This is a genomic window from Labrenzia sp. OB1, from assembly GCF_001624695.1.
Lineage (GTDB): Bacteria > Pseudomonadota > Alphaproteobacteria > Rhizobiales > Stappiaceae > Roseibium.
The window spans coordinates 183,409-201,540 of record NZ_JSEP01000004.1 but is presented as its reverse complement, the minus strand read 5'-3'; the positions used below and the strand labels follow the sequence as shown (position 1 = coordinate 201,540).

Sequence of the window (18,132 nt, the reverse complement as noted above, 5' to 3'; positions counted from 1 at the left end):
ACCGACCGCAGTTGAGGGAAATCTCTTCGGCACGAACGTACTGCAGACACAAAAAACGGGGGCCATGGAGGCCCCCGCTTCGATTTCAGGTTCCAGGATAAAGCGGCTTATTCCCCGCCATCCTTCGGAATTTCCTTGCCGGTTTCCTGATCGACAACCTTCATCGACAGGCGCACCTTGCCACGTTCGTCAAAGCCCATGAGCTTGACCCAGACCTTGTCGCCTTCCTTGATCACATCGGTGACCTTGGCGACCTTCTGGGGAGCAAGCTGGGAAATGTGGACCAGACCGTCCTTGGCGCCGAAGAAGTTCACGAACGCGCCGAAATCGACGCATTTCACAACCGTGCCTTCGTAGATCACACCTACTTCCGGTTCAGCGGCAATGGAGTTGATCCAGTTTATCGCAGCCTTGATCGCCTTGCCGTCGGACGAAGCGATCTTGACGGTGCCATCGTCCTCGATATTGACCTTCGCACCGGTCTTCTCGACGATTTCCCGGATGACCTTGCCACCGGAGCCGATGACTTCACGGATCTTGTCGACCGGGATCTTCATCACTTCGATGCGCGGCGCATGTTCGCCGAGTTCGGCACGGGCTTCGGTAATTTCGTTCGACATTTCCTTGAGAATGTGAACGCGGCCGTCCTTCGCCTGTCCCAAGGCAACCTTCATGATCTCTTCGGTAATACCGTCGATCTTGATGTCCATCTGCAGGGACGTGATGCCGTTTTCGGTTCCCGCAACCTTGAAGTCCATGTCGCCAAGGTGATCCTCGTCGCCGAGAATGTCGGACAGAACCGCGAAGCGCTCGCCTTCCTTGATCAGACCCATGGCGATACCGGCGACCGGAGCCTTCAGCGGAACGCCTGCGTCCATCAGTGCCAGAGAGGTACCGCAGACGGTTGCCATCGAGGACGAACCGTTGGATTCGGTGACTTCGGACACGACGCGGACAGTGTAGGGGAAGTCGTGGTGCGGCGGCATCATCGGATTGATGGCGCGCCAGGCCAGCTTGCCGTGGCCGATTTCACGGCGTCCAGGGGAGCCCATCCGGCCGGTCTCGCCCACGGAATAGGGCGGGAAGTTGTAATGCAGCATGAAGTGCGCCTTCACGGTGCCTTCCAGAAGATCGACGAACTGCTCGTCTTCGCCGGTGCCGAGGGTGGCAACCGCGAGAGCCTGGGTTTCACCACGTGTGAACAGGGCAGAGCCGTGCGCGCGCGGCAGGATGCCGACTTCGGAGGAAATCGAACGCACGGTGGACAGGTCACGTCCGTCGATACGGGTGCCCGTGTCGAGGATGCCGCCACGAACGATTTCGGCTTCCAGTTTCTTGAACTGATCGCCGAGCACGATGGCTTCCACCGCTTCACCTTCAGCGGCGTTGGTGACCAGCGCTTCCACGACCTTTGCCTTGGCGGCGTCGACAGCATTCTTGCGCTCGGTCTTGGAGGTGATCTTGTAGGCGGCCGTCAGATCGTCAGCGGCCATGGACTTGATTTTTTCAAACAGGTCCGAGTGATCCGGGATGACCAGATCGCGCGGTTCCTTTGCAGCCGTTTCAGCGAGCTTGATGATCGCGTCGATAACCGGCTGGAAGCCCTTGTGACCGAACATGACGGCACCGAGCATGATGTCTTCGTCAAGTTCCTTGGCTTCGGATTCCACCATCAGAACCGCATCGCCGGTTCCGGCGACAATCAGGTCCAGGGCCGATTCCGGCATGTCGTCGACCAGCGGGTTCAGCACATATTCGCCGTCGATGTAGCCGACGCGCGCGCCGCCGATCGGTCCCATGAAGGGAACGCCGGACAGCGTGAGAGCCGCAGAAGAAGCGACCAGCGCCAGCATGTCCGGCGCATTCTCCAAATCGTGGGAGAGCACGGTGATGACGATCTGGGTGTCGTTCTTGTAGCCCTTGGCGAACAGCGGGCGGATCGGACGGTCGATCAGGCGCGACGTCAGCGTTTCATGCTCAGACGGGCGGCCTTCGCGCTTGAAGAAGCCACCCGGGATCTTACCGGCGGCAAATGCCTTTTCCTGGTAGTTCACGGTGAGCGGAAAGAAATCCTGACCCGGCTTCGGCTGCTTGGCGGACACGACTGTCGCCAGAACCTTGGTTTCGCCGTAGGTCGCCATCACGGCGCCATCGGCCTGGCGGGCAACCTTGCCCGTTTCGAGCACGAGCGGACGACCGCCCCACTCGACTTCTACACGATGAACATCAAACATAATCTGTCCTTACAGATTTGCCCGTTCCCCCGCTGTTCGGTACAGCACACACTGGGAACAGACACTTTCCCGGTCGGCCCCGGATGGGCCGGTTACCGGCGGACATGTCACGGGCAAGACAACGGGCTGCTTTCTGATTTGAACCTGGAAAGAAGCCGGTAATCCTGCCCCATGACGTGTCACGAGGTTTCTATAGAGCGTTTGCCGGAAAAATGGAAACGCTCAAGAACAAAACCCGGTCCGCAGATCCGCAAGGGATCGACGACATGGATGGCTCTGCTCGCAGTTCGGCGCATGGGGCGTTCACGTCCAACAGACCGGTTTGCCTGCGCAAGCGATCCGGGAGGAGTGCCCGATGCAAAAAAACGCGGCGTTTTTTCCCACCGCGTTTTTTTATTTGGGATTTTAGCGGCGAATGCCGAGACGCTCGATGAGTGTCTTGTAACGCTCTTCGCTCTTGCCACGCGCATAGTCCAGAAGGGACCGGCGCTGCGCAACCATCTTCAGGAGACCCCGGCGGGAGTGATTGTCCTTGCCATGTTCCTTGAAGTGCTCGGTCAGATTGTTGATCCGCTCGGTCAGGATGGCTACCTGTACTTCAGGAGACCCGGTGTCGCCTTCCTTGGTGGCGAATTCCTTCATGAGCTCAGCTTTACGCTCTGTTGTAATCGACATCGCTCTTTTCCTTTCAAAGAGTGGTGGTCCGTTGACCGGACACGTTGAACTGCCGGAAACCCGGCCTGATCCGCGAGTTTCCAGAGCCGAGATGTCGTTCAGCAAAGGAGACTTACGGACGAATTGAGCTGAAATGCCCAATGGCGGCGATATATGGCGGAAAACGTCAGGAAAAGCTAGTGGTATCTTTCACACGGTTGCATTCGGCGGGCCGCAGGTAAAGTCGGCTTGAGAACTTCGTCCGGCATTCTCAGTCGCGCAGATGCGAAACATCGAGCCCGAGCTTCAAGTTCAAGTTGCTCAAAGTCACTTGTTCAAATCTTTCCGGCCACGGAATTGCGTAACGGTCCGCCAATTTACGTGCACGCGGAAGATAGGCAGCCGCGTAGGCAAGGTGTGCTTCAATTGCGATCTCCCGGCCGGGAACAAGCGCTGGCAAAGAGCCCAGGAGCTCTTTCTGCTCGTCCGTGATCAACCTGTTGAGGTGCAGCGCTCCGCCCCTGTGAGGCGCCCGTGTCTCCTCGATGAGAAGATTGACGAGCAAATTTCGAAGATGGGTCACTCCTGTGACCGCATTGAAATATTCCTGCCGCCCCATGGCGACAGGCATCAGCCCGAGGATGCGAATGAACTCCTCAAACTGGTATTGCATCTGTATTGGATCGGGGCCGGCATCTTTCAGGACTTCAGGCAGCGCTTCCACAAGCCCCGCATGGTCAAAGAGAACCTCAAGACCGTTCCGGGCACGGCCAATATTGATCCGGTCAGCGTTGACGCAAAGCAGATCGATCCTGAGCCAGTCCGCTGTGACAGCATTGACAAGGAGATCTGTCCTTTTGAATTCTCTCCAAAGAACAATTTCACCAACGGTCGACAGGGTTTTGCGCCAGGTTTGCGTGAAAGTGTCAAATGCCCGGTCGTCCAGAACGGCAAGAAAATCGATGTCACTGAAACCGTCTTCCAGACCGGCACCGTAGCTTCCACTCAAACAGAGCGCCTGCAAGTACTGTTCCGACCTAAGCTTTCCGGCAATAAGCTCGATAACTTTGCGGCTCTCCATCAGGACTGCTCCGAATTGTTACCGGAAACTACCATTCCCGCCTGAAGGGTCAATATCGGTGCATTGGCGTCCATTAAGCCGGCGTCCAGACGCCTGCGCAGTTCAAATACCGCTTACAGGTTGAACACCCGCGTCGGCTGGAACCGGCCTTTTTCTATCGAACCGATCGCCACCGGAACATTGGCGTGACTGGCGAAGGCGATGTCCGTGTTGAGCGGGGCATCGCGGCCGCGCAGAAGCACCGCCATGCCCTTGCGGATCTTGGCCGCATCGTCGCCGGAAACCGGAAGTTCAACCAAATCGTCCATCGCCTCGCGCACCGGCAGAACGAATTCGGAGACAAGCGCCTCGACGCTCTCACCGTCCGCCAGTTCTTCGGCCGCTTCCAGGATCTCGTCCAGTGCGACCAGATCGTTCTCGCCGAACGGGCCGACGAGCAGACGGCGGAGTTCGGTGACATGGCCACGGGTGCCAAGCCGGCGACCGAGATCGCGCGCAAGCGCGCGCACATAGGTGCCCTTGCCACATTCCGCTTCAAACACGGCGCGATCGGCATCGGGACATTCAACGAGATCCAGGCGATGAACATCGATGGGACGGGCGGCAAGTTCAACGTCTTCGCCGTCGCGCGCTAGGTCATAGGCCCGCTCTCCAGCCACCTTGATGGCCGAGAATTTCGGCGGCACCTGCTGGATGGTTCCTACAAATTCGCCGAGTACGGCTGTGATCGCGTCAGGCTCAGGGCGCAAATCGGAGCTCGCCACTTCCTTGCCCTCGGTATCATCGGTATCGGTTTCAACGCCCCAGGTCACCTCGAAGCGATAAACCTTGCGGCCATCCATGACGAAAGGCACCGTCTTGGTTGCCTCTCCAAAGGCCACAGGCAGCAGACCGGACGCGCGCGGGTCGAGCGTTCCGGCATGGCCAACCTTCTGCGGCGAAAAGATCCGCTTCAGCTTACCGAGAGCTTCGTTCGAGGTGATGCCGAAAGGCTTGTCGAGCACAAGCCAGCCGTTGATGGCATTCTTTTTTCTTTTGACTTGTTGTTGCCGTGCCATATCGGCTCCGTTTGAGAGTGCTGTGGCCCTTGGAGAGAAGCATGACCTCTCCTTGTCATCCCGGTTCGAGTCGCGAGAAACCTGGATCAAGTCCCCCCGCGCGCCGATCGCCCGGCATTCAAGCCACTCGCCGGTGTTTACCGGCCCCCTGCCTGCGCCGGGGCGACGCAGCGAAAGTGGTCGAGACCGGCCAGTCCTATTCGTCTTCGTCCTTACCGAGATCCTTCGCAACGTCAGGCGAATGAAGCAGCGTGTCGATGCGGTCGTCGTCATCGAAGCGTGTGTCGAGGACGAAGCGCAGATCGGGCATGTATTTCATGGTCAGCCGCCGGGACACCTGGCCGCGCAGAAACTTTGCGCTTCGGTTGAGGGCCTTTTCCACCTTGTCGGCATTCTTCCCGCCGAGCGGCATGACGAGGCAGGTCGCCAGGCGCAGGTCCGGCGTCATGCGGACCTCGGGAATGGTGACGATGACCCCGTCCAGATCCGGATCGGAGAATTCACCGCGGGTCAGAATGTCCGACAGCTCCTTGCGCACGGTTTCGCCGACGCGCAACTGCCGCTGGGACGGGCCACGGCTGTCTTGTCCGTGATGTCTTGCCATTGTAGTTGTCCTGACCGCCGTCATTGCGGACATGCGCAGCGTCAATCTGCGCACCCATCGGCAATCCGGCGCTTATGCCGCGCCGTTGGCGCGGTCCAATTGTAAAAAGAGCGCGCTTTCGCGCGCCCTCATATCTGATACTGGATCTATGTGATCCTAACTTGCGATCAAAGCGATCTGGCGATCTGCTCGACGCGGAAACACTCGATGATGTCGCCTGCTCGCATGTCCTGATACTTGACGAAATTCATGCCGCATTCCTGACCGGACTCGACCGATTTGACTTCATCCTTGAAGCGCTTGAGCGTTCCAAGTTCGCCTTCGTGGATGACCACGTCGTCACGGATGAGGCGGACATTCGCGCCACGTTCCACAACGCCTTCGGTAACCAGACACCCGGCGACCTTGCCGACCTTGGAGATGTGGAAGACTTCCTTGATCTCCGCATTGCCCAGGAAGGTTTCGCGGCGTTCCGGCGACAGAAGGCCGGACATGGCCGCCTTGATGTCGTCGACGAGATCGTAAATCACGTTGTAGTACCGGATTTCGATTCCGTCACGGGACGCAGCTTCGCGGGCCTGCTTGTTCGCACGCACGTTAAAGCCGATGATCGGAGCCTTGGAAGCCGCCGCCAGGGTGATGTCGCTTTCGGTGATACCACCCACGCCGGAGAGCAGGATACGTGCCCCGACCTCGTCGGTGCCAAGCTCGTTGAGCGCATGGACGATCGCCTCTGCGGACCCCTGCACGTCTGCCTTGAGAACCAGCGGGAATTCCTTCTTGCCGGTCTCCTGCAGCCTGTTCATCATCTGCTCGAGCGAGCCACGGGCGCCGGAGGCGACCACGGATGCCTTTTCGCGGACCTGACGCTGACGGTAATCGGTGATCTCACGGGCACGGGCTTCGTTTTCGACGACCGCGACCATGTCACCGGCTTCCGGCGTGCCCTGGAAGCCCAGAACCGCGACCGGTTTGGCCGGGCCGGCTTCCTTCACCTGCTTGCCGTTTTCATCGAGCATGGCGCGGACACGGCCCCATTCGGCCCCTGCGACCACAATATCGCCCGGCTTGAGCGTGCCTTTCTGAACCAGAACGGTTGCCACCGGACCACGGCCGCGATCCAGCTGCGCCTCGATGACGATGCCTTCCGCCGTGCGGTCCGGGTTGGCCTGAAGCTCGAGAACTTCCGCCTGAAGCAGGATCATTTCCAGAAGCTTGTCGAGGCCCTGACCGGTTTTCGCCGACACTTCCACGTCAATGACATCACCACCCATGGATTCCACGACAAGTTCGTCGCTCAGCAGCTCGGTGCGAACCCGGTTGGGATCGGCTTCCGGCTTGTCCATCTTGTTGATGGCGACAATGATCGGAGCACCCGAGGCCTTGGCATGCGCAATCGCTTCCTTGGTCTGCGGCATGACACCGTCATCGGCCGCAACGACCAGGATCACGATATCGGTCGACTTGGCGCCGCGGGCACGCATCTGCGAGAACGCAGCGTGACCCGGCGTATCGATGAAGGTGATTTTCTGACCGTCCTGGTCGACCTGATAAGCGCCGATATGCTGGGTGATGCCGCCGGCTTCGCCGGTGACAACCTTGGACTTGCGCAGCGCATCGAGCAGGGACGTCTTGCCGTGATCGACATGGCCCATGATGGTCACGACAGGCGGACGCGCCTGTTTGGTGGACGCATCGTCTTCCTGGGTGAACAGGCCTTCTTCAACATCCGACTCGGAAACGCGTTTGACCGTGTGGCCCATTTCCTGAGCAATCAGCTCGGCCGTGTCGGCGTCGATGACGTCGTTCATCTTGAGCATCTGGCCCTGCTTCATCAGCAGCTTGATCACATCCACAGCACGCTCGGCCATACGGTTGGCCAGCTCCTGGATGGTGATTGCCTCCGGCAGCACGACTTCACGGGAAATCTTCTCGCGCACCACCTGTTGCTGGCCGCGTTTGGCTTTTTCCTGACGCCGGCGCATGGACGCGAGCGAACGTGCGCGCTGACCGTCATCGCCACCGGTGGCGGCGGAAATCGTCAATTTCGAGCGGCGGCGGTCGTCTCCACCGCGCGGACGTGCCGCGGGCGCCGGAGCCTGTTTCGGACGTTTGACCGCGCGCACATCCTTTTTGCCGCGATCTTCCTCTTCAGGACCTGGACCAGCCGGCTGACGCGCAGCCGGTGCAGAACGATCCTCGGCAGGCGCTTTCCGCCGGCCCATCTCGTTCAGGTTGCGCGGACGCCCACTGTCGGCAGGCGCCGCCTGACGGGCGCCGGCTGGCTGTGCGGCTTCGGCGGGGGCAGCGGGTTCCGGCGCAGCCTCGGCTTCCTTGGCCTTGGCTTCAGCAAGATGGGCGTTTTCCGCTTCGAACTTCGCGCGGGCTTCCGCTTCCGCCTTGGCACGGGCTTCATCTTCAATCTTGCGCTTGGCGGCTTCGGCAGCACGGCGCGCTTCGTCTTCCTGACGGCGCTTGCTTTCCTCGACCTCACGCACCTTGGCCATCTCAAGCGCAGCCGAACGGGCCGCCGCTTCTTCCTTGGTCAAGGTTCGCAGAACGTTGCCATTGCCCTTCTGACGCTGACCCGAGGCGGACTGGCGGGCCTGCTTGGCGGCCTGCGAATCCGGCTGCTGCGGCTTGCGCGGCGCTTCGGACGGCGTTTCCAGACGCTGGGTCGCCGTTGCCGGCGCTTCCGGCTTGGGCTCCTGCCCCGGAACTACGAGACGGCGCTTTTTCTTTTCCACGACGACGGCTTTCGTCCGGCCATGCGAGAACGATTGCCGAACAGTTCCCTGATCGCCACCGCCGCGCTTGAGGCCAAGCGTCTTGCCACGCTCAACGCTGATTGTCTTGTCGCCTGGAGTTTTCGTATCGCTCATATTGCCTTCAGTCCTGCGCAACTGCCTTTTCAGCGTTGCTATTAGTGCCGTCTGCGTTGGAATAGCTGCGAAATCTCTCCAAGTCACGCACTCGTGCCAGGAAATTTTCGCTCGCCTGCCCCGCAAGCAGTGCAGCATGTATCACATTAGACCGGCCCAATGCCAAATCCAATTGAGCCGAATCGAACAAACGGACGATTTCGCAGCCATTTGCCGGTTCTTCTCTGCCCGCGGCCACCGCCGCAAGCTTTCTTACCCCATCTTCAGCGGCGTCCGAGGCATGCAACAACCCGATGACCGGGTCACGCCGCAGCGCCGCGTCAACCTTTGCGTACCCGGTAACCAGCCCGCCCGCCTTGCGCGTCATGGAGAGCGCCTGCAACGCAGACCGCTCCATGAGCGCATCGACACGATCCGCCAGTCCGGGCTCGACACGGGCTTCACCCTTGAAGCCCCTGCCGAATACTTTCTTCCGGTCCTTCTCGGCGACAGCGACAACATCGCCTGACGCCGATACCCAGACGCCGCGTCCGGGCAGCACCCGCTTCAGGTCCGGAACGACCTCCCCCACAGGGTCAAGGACGAACCGGATCAGCGAACTCACGGGCAGAACCTCCCGGGTGACGGCACATTGCCGTTCGGTTGGTTCGTTCTTCCTGGGCACGCGGCCACTCCCCCGGATCAACCTGCTCTCAGCCAACTCCACTTGAAAGCGGAAAAGCTGATCAATCTTAATTCGTCAGGGCTCGCGCCCCGCCCGCTTGCAGCCGCGGGAGGCTCCCGCCGGGGCTTTCGCCCCGAGCGTTATCCGTTCAGGATCGCGCCACCGGCCACTTCTTCCTGGGCAACCTCGACAGGCTCGGCATCGACATCCTCGTCGTCTTCCGCCTCAGCTGCCTGGGCCGCCAGTTCCTCTTCGGTGACCCAGCCTGCCGCCAGACGTGCCGACATCACCATGTTCTCCGCATCGGCGCGTGAAACGTCGAATTCGGACAATGCCCCCTCAAAGCGCTTGGTTTCACCATCCCTGCGCTCGACCCAGCCGATAAGATCGTCGGCGGCACATCCGGCCAGATCTTCCATATTCTTGACGCCCTCCTTGCCGAGGGCAACCAGCATGGCGGTGGTCAGGCCGTCAATCGACCGGAGCTCATCGGAAACGCCCAGCGAGAGGCGCTCCTCGTCCTGCTTGGCTTCAAGTTCACCAAGGAAATCACGGGCACGGGCCTGGATCTCGACAGCCGTATCGTCATCGAAGCCCTCGATCATCGAGATTTCCTCAGGCTCCACATAGGCCACTTCCTCAACAGAAGAGAACCCTTCGGTCGCCAGCAGCTGGCCGACCATCTCGTCGACGTTCAGGGCTTCCATGAACAACTGCGAGCGTTCCTGGAATTCCTTCTGACGGCGGTCGGATTCCTCCTGCTCCGTCATGATGTCGATAGCCCAGCCGGTCAGCTGGGAGGCGAGACGCACGTTCTGTCCGCGACGTCCAATCGCCAGAGACAATTGGTCATCCGGAACGACGACTTCAATACGTTCGGCATCCTCATCCAGAACAACCTTGGCGACTTCCGCCGGCTGCAGCGCGTTGACGATGAAGGTTGCCGCTTCCTCGTTCCACGGGATGATGTCGATTTTTTCACCCTGCAACTCGCCGACGACCGCCTGAACGCGGCTGCCGCGCATACCGACACAGGCACCGACCGGGTCGATGGAGCTGTCTTTTGAGATCACGGCGATCTTGGCGCGCGAGCCCGGGTCACGGGCAACCGACTTGATCTCGATGACGCCGTCATAGATTTCCGGCACTTCCTGGGCAAACAGCTTGGCCATGAACTGCGGATGAGTACGCGACAGGAAGATCTGCGGACCGCGCTGCTCGCGGCGGACATCATAGATAAAGGCGCGGATCCGATCGCCGGTGCGGAAGATTTCGCGCGGGATCAGTTCGTCGCGGCGGACGATGCCCTCGCCGCGGCCGAGATCGACGATGACATTGCCGTATTCCGCACGCTTGACGACGCCGTTGATGACTTCGCCGACACGATCCTTGAATTCATCGTACTGGCGGTCGCGCTCGGCCTCGCGCACTTTCTGCACGATGACCTGCTTCGCGGACTGCGCGGCGATGCGGCCGAAGTCGAGCGGCGGCAGCGGTTCGGCGATGAAGTCGCCAAGGCTTGCTTCCGGGTTGCGCGCCAGGGCATCGGCCAGCGAAATATCGGTCGAGACGTTCTCGACTGTTTCGACAACCTGCAAAAGACGCTGCAGACGGATCTCACCGGTTTTCGGATTGATCTCGGCGCGAACTTCCGTTTCCGTGCCGTACCGGGAGCGGGCCGCCTTCTGGATCGCATCTTCCATCGCGTTGATGACGATCATCCGGTCGATCGATTTTTCCCGTGCGACCGCGTCAGCGATTTGCAGCAGTTCCAGCCGGTTCGCGCTGATTGCCATATTCCACTCCTCTTGCGCCTTTTTAGTGTCGGGTCCGTACCGGGCGCTTTATCTTCCTGCCGCCAAGCCGTGTGCTTAGTTGGGCGTGTTGTCCTGAGTCAGCTCATCCTGCGGATCGCGGGCGGCCAGAGCCGCCTTTTCCGCCTGAAGAGCCGCGGTAATCAAATCGTCGGTGAGCACAAGCTTGGCTTCGCCGATATTCTCGAGCGGCAAGGCCACCGTGTCTTCCTCGCCCTTGCTCGTATCGGGAATGCGGATCCTGGCAGCGCCGTTTTCCACGCCGAGAAGGGTGCCCCGGAACCGTTTGCGGCCTTCGAGCATGACGGCCATTTCGACCTTCAGATCATGGCCGGCCCAGCGCTCAAAATCACCGGAGCGCACCAGAGGCCGGTCGATGCCGGGAGAGGAAACTTCAAGATGATATGCCCGGTTGATCGGGTCTTCAACGTCAAGGGCGGGAGACACCGCACGGCTGACGGTTTCGCAGTCTTCGACAGTCATGGTGCCATCGGGGCGTTCGGCCATGATCTGCAGCGTGCAGCCATTGGCCGCGCTGATCCTGGTGCGCACCAAGCGGTAGCCCAGGTCTTCGATGACCGGCTCCACTATCGCGGCAACACGGGCGTCGACACCCTGTTCCGTCACAATTCTTGGTTCGTGTGCGCTCACACTTGGCTCCCGTTTACAGCCGCTTCCGGCCCAGAGCATCAGATGCCTGACTGTCAGTTTACATAGGGCAATCCTGCTCGAATTCTTCAGTTTCCGGTTTAAGTAAGCGAAAAAGAGCGGGTCCCCGGCGGGCCCACTCTCAAATGCCCAGAAAAGCCGTTGAGGTGAAACACGGGCTGTATAACGCCAAAGACCGTAAAAAGGCAAGAGCCGCAGGCAGGAATCCCGGAAAGAAGTCTATTCAGACGCAAAAGCTGACCGCCGGAGCATGTCGCCTTGAATTGAATTCAGGAAATCTCCTGAACGCATTTGCGATGCGAACACTGCCTCGGGCATCTTCCCGAACCCGGGAAGCCGCTTCAAAGCGACGGGCGCTAAACCCGCCGGAACGTAAGATAGCGGCCAATACGGCCCTCGCGGATCGCCTTGGCTTCATATCGTGTGCCCGGCCACCCCTCCCAGGGCGTCTTCCAGTCGGCTGCGGTTTCGGCCGTCCATTCAAATGCCGGATGATCGCGGCAATGGCGCAGGGTCCAGTCGACATAAGTGTCGATGTCGCTGGCGAAGCGGAACTCGCACCCCGGCTTTATCACACGGGCATAGCGGGACAGGTTGAGCTGATTGATGAAACGACGCTTCCAGTGGCGCGCCTTCGGCCAGGGATCGGGATAAAGCTGATAGGCCAGATCGACGGAAGCCTCCGGGAGCCAGTCGAGCAGATTGACCGCATCGTCATCAAAGAGGCGGACGTTTTGCAGTCCCTCTTCCACGATTGCGGCAAGGGCCTTGGCCATGCTGCCGACAAAGGGTTCGACACCGATGAAGCCGGTTTGGGGATTGGTTCTCGCCCTGTGCAGCAGATGCTCGCCGCCACCGAAACCGACCTCCAGGCAGATATCCCGGACGTCCGCGTCAAAAAGATCGCCAGGATCGGCTGGCGCAGGGGTTTCGAGGTCCAGCCCGAGGCGCGGCAGCTCCCTTTTCATCATCGCCTCACGGCGTGGTGTCAGCGGCTTGCCTATGCGGCGGCCAAAAAAGGAACCTTCGTAGCGGTCAGCCATCTTGTAACAACTTCAAACAGCGGATCGCCGGCGACTGGCCGGCGATCCTTTTCTTTCAGAACGCTCTGGCGACGTTATCCGGCAAGCGGGCGAAGCTGGTCGACCAGATCGGTCTTTTCCCAGGAAAATCCGCCTTCCGCATCCGGCTCACGGCCGAAGTGGCCATAGGCCGCCGTGCGCTCGTAGATCGGCTTGTTCAGCTTCAGATGTTCACGGATGCCTCGCGGGCTCAGGCCCATGACATCACGAAGCGCCGTTTCCAGCCGGGCTTCGTCACACCGGCCCGTTCCATGCAGATCGACATAGACGGACAGGGGGTCGGAAACACCGATCGCATAGGAAAGCTGGATGGTGCAGCGGTCCGCGAGGTCAGCGGCCACGACGTTCTTGGCAAGATAGCGGGCCGCGTAGGCCGCCGAGCGATCGACCTTGGTCGGATCCTTGCCCGAAAAGGCACCGCCACCATGGGGCGCGGCGCCGCCATAGGTGTCGACAATGATCTTGCGGCCGGTCAAACCGGCGTCGCCGTCCGGGCCGCCAATGACGAAGGCGCCGGTCGGGTTCACGTGCCAGACGGTTTCAGCGGAAATCCAGCCGTCGGGAAGCGCGGTGCGAATGTAAGGTTCGACGATCGACTGAATATCCTGCGACGAGAGCGCCGGATCCAGGTGCTGGGTCGACAGGACAATGGAGGTCGCACCGACAGGCTTGCCGTCTTCATAGCGCACGGTGACCTGGCTTTTCGCGTCCGGTCCGAGCACCGGCTCCTTGCCGGACTTGCGGGCTTCCGCAAGCAGATGAAGGATCCTGTGGGAGTAAAGGATCGGCGCCGGCATGAGTTCTTCGGTTTCACGGCAGGCGTAGCCGAACATGATGCCCTGGTCGCCCGCGCCCTCGTCCTTGTTGCCACCGGCATCCACGCCCTGGGCAATGTGCGCGGACTGCGCGTGCAGATGAACGGCCACGTCGCAGTTTTCCCAATGGAAACCGTCCTGCTCGTAACCGATGTCCCTGACGGCGAGACGCGCCAGGTGAGCGATATATTCGTTGGTGATGGTCGCCGGACCGCGGGTTTCACCCGCAATAACGATACGGTTGGTCGTCGCGAGCGTTTCGCAGGCTACGCGAGCTTCCGGCATTTCCCTGAGATAGGCATCCACGACCGCATCTGAAATTCGGTCACAGACCTTATCCGGGTGTCCTTCGGACACGGATTCGGAGGTAAAGAGGTAATTCTGACGTGCCATTGGCGATCGTCCTTCTGGGAATGAATATGACGGAAGCGGCGAATGACCTCGCCGCTTCCAGAAGCATCAATCTTAGAAGTTTTTCGCCACGTCAAGCGCGAGATGAATTTTTGTCACTCATCGCCGGCGAGAGAGCGGACAAGATCAACGATCCGCCGACGCACTTTCGGATCTTCAATCCGCACGAATGCCTTGTTGAGCGAAAGCCCTTCGGAAGACGACAGAAAATCCACCACATAAGAGGTAGGCTGCGTTTCCCCGAAGCCTTCGGCTTCATCCGGAGTGCCTGGAGCATCTTCGAAGAAGAAAGCTACCGGCACCTTCAGTACAGTCGCAATATGCTGCAAGCGGCTGGCACCGATCCGGTTGGTGCCTTTTTCGTATTTTTGAATCTGCTGAAAGGTGATGCCAAGGGCTTCGCCCAGCTTTTCCTGGCTCATGCCAAGCATCATGCGGCGGAGCCGGACACGGCTACCAACATGAATATCAATCGGATTCGGAGACTTCTTACTGGGCATCTACGTCGCTCTTTCTTTTTCTCGCGGCGAATGTCCGCTCGTTGTCGTTTGCACAAGCTCCCCCAGTGTCCTCCCACAAGGCCCAAGAGATCGAAGTTTGCCCGCAACCCTTCACTTGTACATGAAGCAGCCCTCAATCGGCTATTTCACGGTTGTATCACACTTCCTTCACTCAACTCAAACAAAAAATATCAATTTACGCGCGAACGTCGGTTGTATATGAATGCACCCGCAAATAATACAAGCAAAATCGCTACTATGAGAAAAGTTGCGTCGCCAAATCTGCCGTAGATTGTTTTACCGATGCTTTGCGGCAATCTTCCGTCTATCACGCCCTTTTCGAATACTGAAAGAGCATCAATCACTTCGCCCGTCCCGTCAACAATCGCAGAAATGCCTGTGTTCGCTGCTCTAATGAGAGGCAAACCCGTTTCGATTGCCCGCATACGGGCCTGCGCGAAATGCTGGTAGGGTCCTGGCGTGCGTCCGAACCAGGCATCATTGGTCACATTCAGCAGGAAAGCCGGCGCACCGGTTTTTCCCGGTAAATCGACAGGGAAAATTGCCTCATAGCAAATCAGGGGTAGAAAACCTAAACCCCCGGCAGTGGACAGCTCGCGCCGCTGGAATCCCGCTTCAAAGCCTTCCAGGGGGCCGGCCAGATTGGAAATTCCCAGCCCGTCGAGCACGGATCGAAGGGGAACGAATTCGCCAAACGGCACCAGGCGGACCTTGTCGTATATGCCGCGCACGGTGCCATCGTCGCCGATCAGATAGACGCTGTTGAAGTATACCGCGCCCTCGGCTCCAGCCTCGGCACGAATGGCGCCGGTCACCAGTTCGCTCGCTTCGCCAAGGGCGCCTGCCACCCGGTAAAGGGCATCCGGCTCCTGCGTCAGAAGAAAGGGCACGGCCGATTCCGGCCAGACCACGAGCCTCGGCATGCCGACCCGGGCGGTGCCGCCAAGGGGCGCCTCGGTCATATCCAGGTATGTCTGAAAAATCGTGTCCCTGAATTCCGGCCGCCACTTGTCCTTCTGGCTGATCGACGGTTGAACGATGCGGATATCCAGCGCGGCGTCCTGCGTCTCCACCGAGGCGATCCGGACCGCCCCATAGACCGCGACCACGACCAACACCGTGATTGCGGCGCCCAACGCCGCGAGGCGTTGCCGCAAGGGCCTCGCATCGGCGAGAACAGCCGGAGACGCTGCAAGCGCCAGGGTCAGGAACGTCAGGCCGTAAATGCCAACCAGGCTGGCGGTCTGCGACAGGGTGAGCGACCCGGACACGCCGTAGCCGAAAGCATTCCAGGGAAAGCCCGTCAGCACGTGGCCGCGCAGCCAGTCCGACAGGGACAGGCAGGCCGCCAGAAGCACAATCCGGTAGAACCTGTCCGACCAAAGGAGCGCGGCAAGCGCAACACCAAGCCCGGTGAACAGCGCCAGGCCGACAGGCATCGCCAGAACCGCGAAGGGCATCAACCAGGCAAAGCGCTCCGCCTCAACGAGAAAAGCCGCCCCTATCCACCACAAGCCGGACAGAAAATAGCCGAAGCCGAACAGCCAACCGAGGACGAAACCGGTGCGCAGCCGGCTCCGAACCTTTCCCGGTCCCGGCTCCACAGCGCCGTCCAGTATCCATACAAGACAGGGAAAGGTTATCGCCAGAACAGGTATCAGCCCGTATGGCGGCAGCGCGAAGGCGGTCGCCGCTCCGCACAGCACACACACCATGCGGCGCTGCCATCCCCAGGACAGAAGGAAGAAGTTCGGCAGAACGGCCAGGCGTTGAGACAACCAGTGCATTCGGGACTTCTCTCCTGTTTCACAAGGCAGGAGAATTGTCGTCTTGCCGCAAGGCGGTCAAGGCCTATTCAAGGCTGGTCATGAAAGTTTGTCGGCCTGCCCGGCTTCCCCGGGAACGACAGATCGATCCGGGCCGGCGCCCTTCTCGGGGCTGACCTCGCTCACGGGCACGTCGCTGCGTTTCGGGCGGCGGCGCAATTCCTGCTGACGGGGCTCCGCGCGGCGGCGGCGGATCTTCAGGCGTTTGATGCGCCGCGGATCCGCATCCATGATCTCGAATTCGAATCCGGGCATCTCGTCGGGCACGAACAGCAGCTCTCCGCGAACCGGAACCCGGCCGACCGAGACGTAGAGCAGACCGCCCAGGGTATCGACATCCTCCGAGATTTCACCGCTTGTCAGATCGGTGCCGAGCGCCTCGTCCAGATCCTCAAGGGGCAGGCGCGGATCAGCGATCCATACACCCTCTCCCTCAGGGGTCAGCATGGCTTCCTCGGCCTCGTCATGCTCGTCCTCGATGTCGCCGACGACCTCTTCGACCAGATCTTCCAGGGAAACGAGACCGTCCGTGCCGCCATATTCGTCTATCACCAGCGCCATCTGAATCCGGTCGGCCTGCATTTTCGCCATCAGGTCGGTCGCGGGCATGGAAGGTGGCGCGAACAGCAGATCCCTCAAAAGTTCGGTTTCCTTGAGGGTGACCGACAGGTCGACACCGGACAGATCCAGGTCCGGTCTGTTGTGGCCATTGCGCGTCGAACCGTTGGAAGAAAGGTCCTCACCGTCGGTTTCATCGGCATTTTTGTCCACAGCAGTTGCAGACCTTGCGGTTGCAGCACGCTCGGCGATAAAGGCCATCAGGTCCTTGATGTGAACCATGCCGCGAGGATCGTCGAGCGTATCCTCGTAGACAGGCATGCGGGAATGGCCGCTCTTCTGGAACAGTTCCATCACCCTGCTCAGGCTGGTGTCCACATCGACCGCCTCGATATCGGCGCGCGGGATCATCACATCGTCGACGCGCAGTTCCCTGAGACGCAGAATATTTCCGAGCAGCATGCGCTCTTCGGGAGAGAACGACGCATTGTCGCTGCCTTCCCGCGCCAGCTCGTCTTCAAGATTTTCGCGCAGCGACGAAGACTGGCGGCCCAAGCGCAACACGCGTTTGAGATTTTCGAGAAAGGCCGCAGATCGCTGCGGCCTGGTCTGTTGCGGGTCTTCCCCGTCCTGAGATTGCCCTGACGTGGCGGCCTTCGGCTCGCCTGCCGGACTTTGCGGTTCAACTGCGTTCATCATCCATCAATACAAAACAACGTGCCTCATGATGCCACTTAACCGCTGTCAGCCACAAGAGGGCTGTCCACGTAAGGGTCATCGATCCCCAGAGATGCCAGTATGGCTTTCTCAAGGCTCTCCATCAGCTCCGCTTCCTCATTATCCTGATGATCATAGTCGAAAAGATGAAGCAAACCATGAACAATCAGATGGGAAAGGTGGTCGCCGAATTCAATTCCCAATTCTTCCGCTTCCCGGAAAACGGTCTCGTATCCGAATACGATATCCCCCAGCAGCGGTCCATATATGTCTCCATCCGGTTCACCGGCGGGAAACGACAGAACATTGGTCGCCTTGTCCTTGTCCCGCCACTTGGCGTTCAATTTCCGGATCCCGGCATCGTCGGTGAAAAGAAGCGAGACTTCCGAATTTTCAGACACTTGCAGACCGGCTTCTGCAAATGCCGCCGAAATCGCCCGGCCCGCCATCTGGAACAGGACGGCTTCCCCGGGCCATTCCCCCGCCTCTATCGCGAGATCTGTCACAAGTCCATCTGGCAAAGGGCCTGGCATCAAGGATCC

The 18,132-nt window shown here is 59.9% G+C and carries 15 protein-coding genes; all 15 read right to left on the bottom strand.

What is annotated here, in order from left to right:
* Positions 1–107 precede the first annotated feature (107 nt).
* Complete coding sequence (gene pnp / locus OA90_RS07425) at positions 108–2,234, bottom strand: polyribonucleotide nucleotidyltransferase (RefSeq protein ID WP_068409013.1); 2,127 nt, start codon at positions 2,232–2,234, stop codon at positions 108–110.
* Positions 2,235–2,639: 405 nt separating this feature from the next.
* The gene (rpsO, locus tag OA90_RS07420) at positions 2,640–2,909 is read right to left on the bottom strand and encodes a 30S ribosomal protein S15 (protein WP_068409012.1); all 270 of its coding nucleotides are present in this window, start codon (positions 2,907–2,909) and stop codon (positions 2,640–2,642) included.
* 250 nt (positions 2,910–3,159) lie between these two features.
* The gene (locus tag OA90_RS07415; protein ID WP_068409011.1) at positions 3,160–3,969 is read right to left on the bottom strand and encodes a hypothetical protein; all 810 of its coding nucleotides are present in this window, start codon (positions 3,967–3,969) and stop codon (positions 3,160–3,162) included.
* A gap of 113 nt (positions 3,970–4,082) precedes the next feature.
* Complete coding sequence (gene truB / locus OA90_RS07410; protein WP_068409010.1) at positions 4,083–5,027, bottom strand: tRNA pseudouridine(55) synthase TruB; 945 nt, start codon at positions 5,025–5,027, stop codon at positions 4,083–4,085.
* 196 nt (positions 5,028–5,223) lie between these two features.
* Entirely contained in the window at positions 5,224–5,631 is a 408-nt protein-coding gene (gene rbfA / locus OA90_RS07405) for a 30S ribosome-binding factor RbfA (RefSeq protein WP_068409009.1), read from the bottom strand.
* A gap of 167 nt (positions 5,632–5,798) precedes the next feature.
* Positions 5,799–8,513, bottom strand: a complete 2,715-nt coding sequence (gene infB / locus OA90_RS07400) for a translation initiation factor IF-2 (protein WP_068409008.1) — start codon at positions 8,511–8,513, stop codon at positions 5,799–5,801.
* Positions 8,514–8,520: 7 nt separating this feature from the next.
* Positions 8,521–9,177: an RNA-binding protein gene (locus OA90_RS07395; protein ID WP_082836900.1), complete on the bottom strand. Its 657-nt coding sequence runs from the start codon at positions 9,175–9,177 to the stop codon at positions 8,521–8,523.
* Between the two features lie 140 nt (positions 9,178–9,317).
* A complete protein-coding gene (nusA, locus tag OA90_RS07390; RefSeq protein ID WP_068409006.1) occupies positions 9,318–10,973 on the bottom strand; it encodes a transcription termination factor NusA in 1,656 nt (551 codons plus the stop codon).
* 75 nt (positions 10,974–11,048) lie between these two features.
* On the bottom strand, positions 11,049–11,642 hold the full coding sequence (rimP, locus tag OA90_RS07385) for a ribosome maturation factor RimP (RefSeq protein ID WP_156510419.1): 594 nt from the start codon (positions 11,640–11,642) through the stop codon (positions 11,049–11,051).
* Between the two features lie 374 nt (positions 11,643–12,016).
* Positions 12,017–12,703 carry a tRNA (guanine(46)-N(7))-methyltransferase TrmB gene (locus tag OA90_RS07380; protein ID WP_068409004.1) on the bottom strand — a complete coding sequence of 229 codons (687 nt, stop codon included), beginning with the start codon at positions 12,701–12,703 and terminating at the stop codon, positions 12,017–12,019.
* A gap of 74 nt (positions 12,704–12,777) precedes the next feature.
* Entirely contained in the window at positions 12,778–13,950 is a 1,173-nt protein-coding gene (metK, locus tag OA90_RS07375; protein WP_068409003.1) for a methionine adenosyltransferase, read from the bottom strand.
* 113 nt (positions 13,951–14,063) lie between these two features.
* On the bottom strand, positions 14,064–14,468 hold the full coding sequence (locus OA90_RS07370; protein WP_068409002.1) for a helix-turn-helix transcriptional regulator: 405 nt from the start codon (positions 14,466–14,468) through the stop codon (positions 14,064–14,066).
* A gap of 191 nt (positions 14,469–14,659) precedes the next feature.
* A complete protein-coding gene (lnt, locus tag OA90_RS07365; protein ID WP_068409001.1) occupies positions 14,660–16,276 on the bottom strand; it encodes an apolipoprotein N-acyltransferase in 1,617 nt (538 codons plus the stop codon).
* Between the two features lie 78 nt (positions 16,277–16,354).
* Positions 16,355–17,569, bottom strand: a complete 1,215-nt coding sequence (locus OA90_RS07360; protein WP_244274559.1) for a hemolysin family protein — start codon at positions 17,567–17,569, stop codon at positions 16,355–16,357.
* 38 nt (positions 17,570–17,607) lie between these two features.
* Positions 17,608–18,123, bottom strand: a complete 516-nt coding sequence (ybeY, locus tag OA90_RS07355) for an rRNA maturation RNase YbeY (RefSeq protein WP_068408999.1) — start codon at positions 18,121–18,123, stop codon at positions 17,608–17,610.
* Positions 18,124–18,132: the final 9 nt, after the last annotated feature.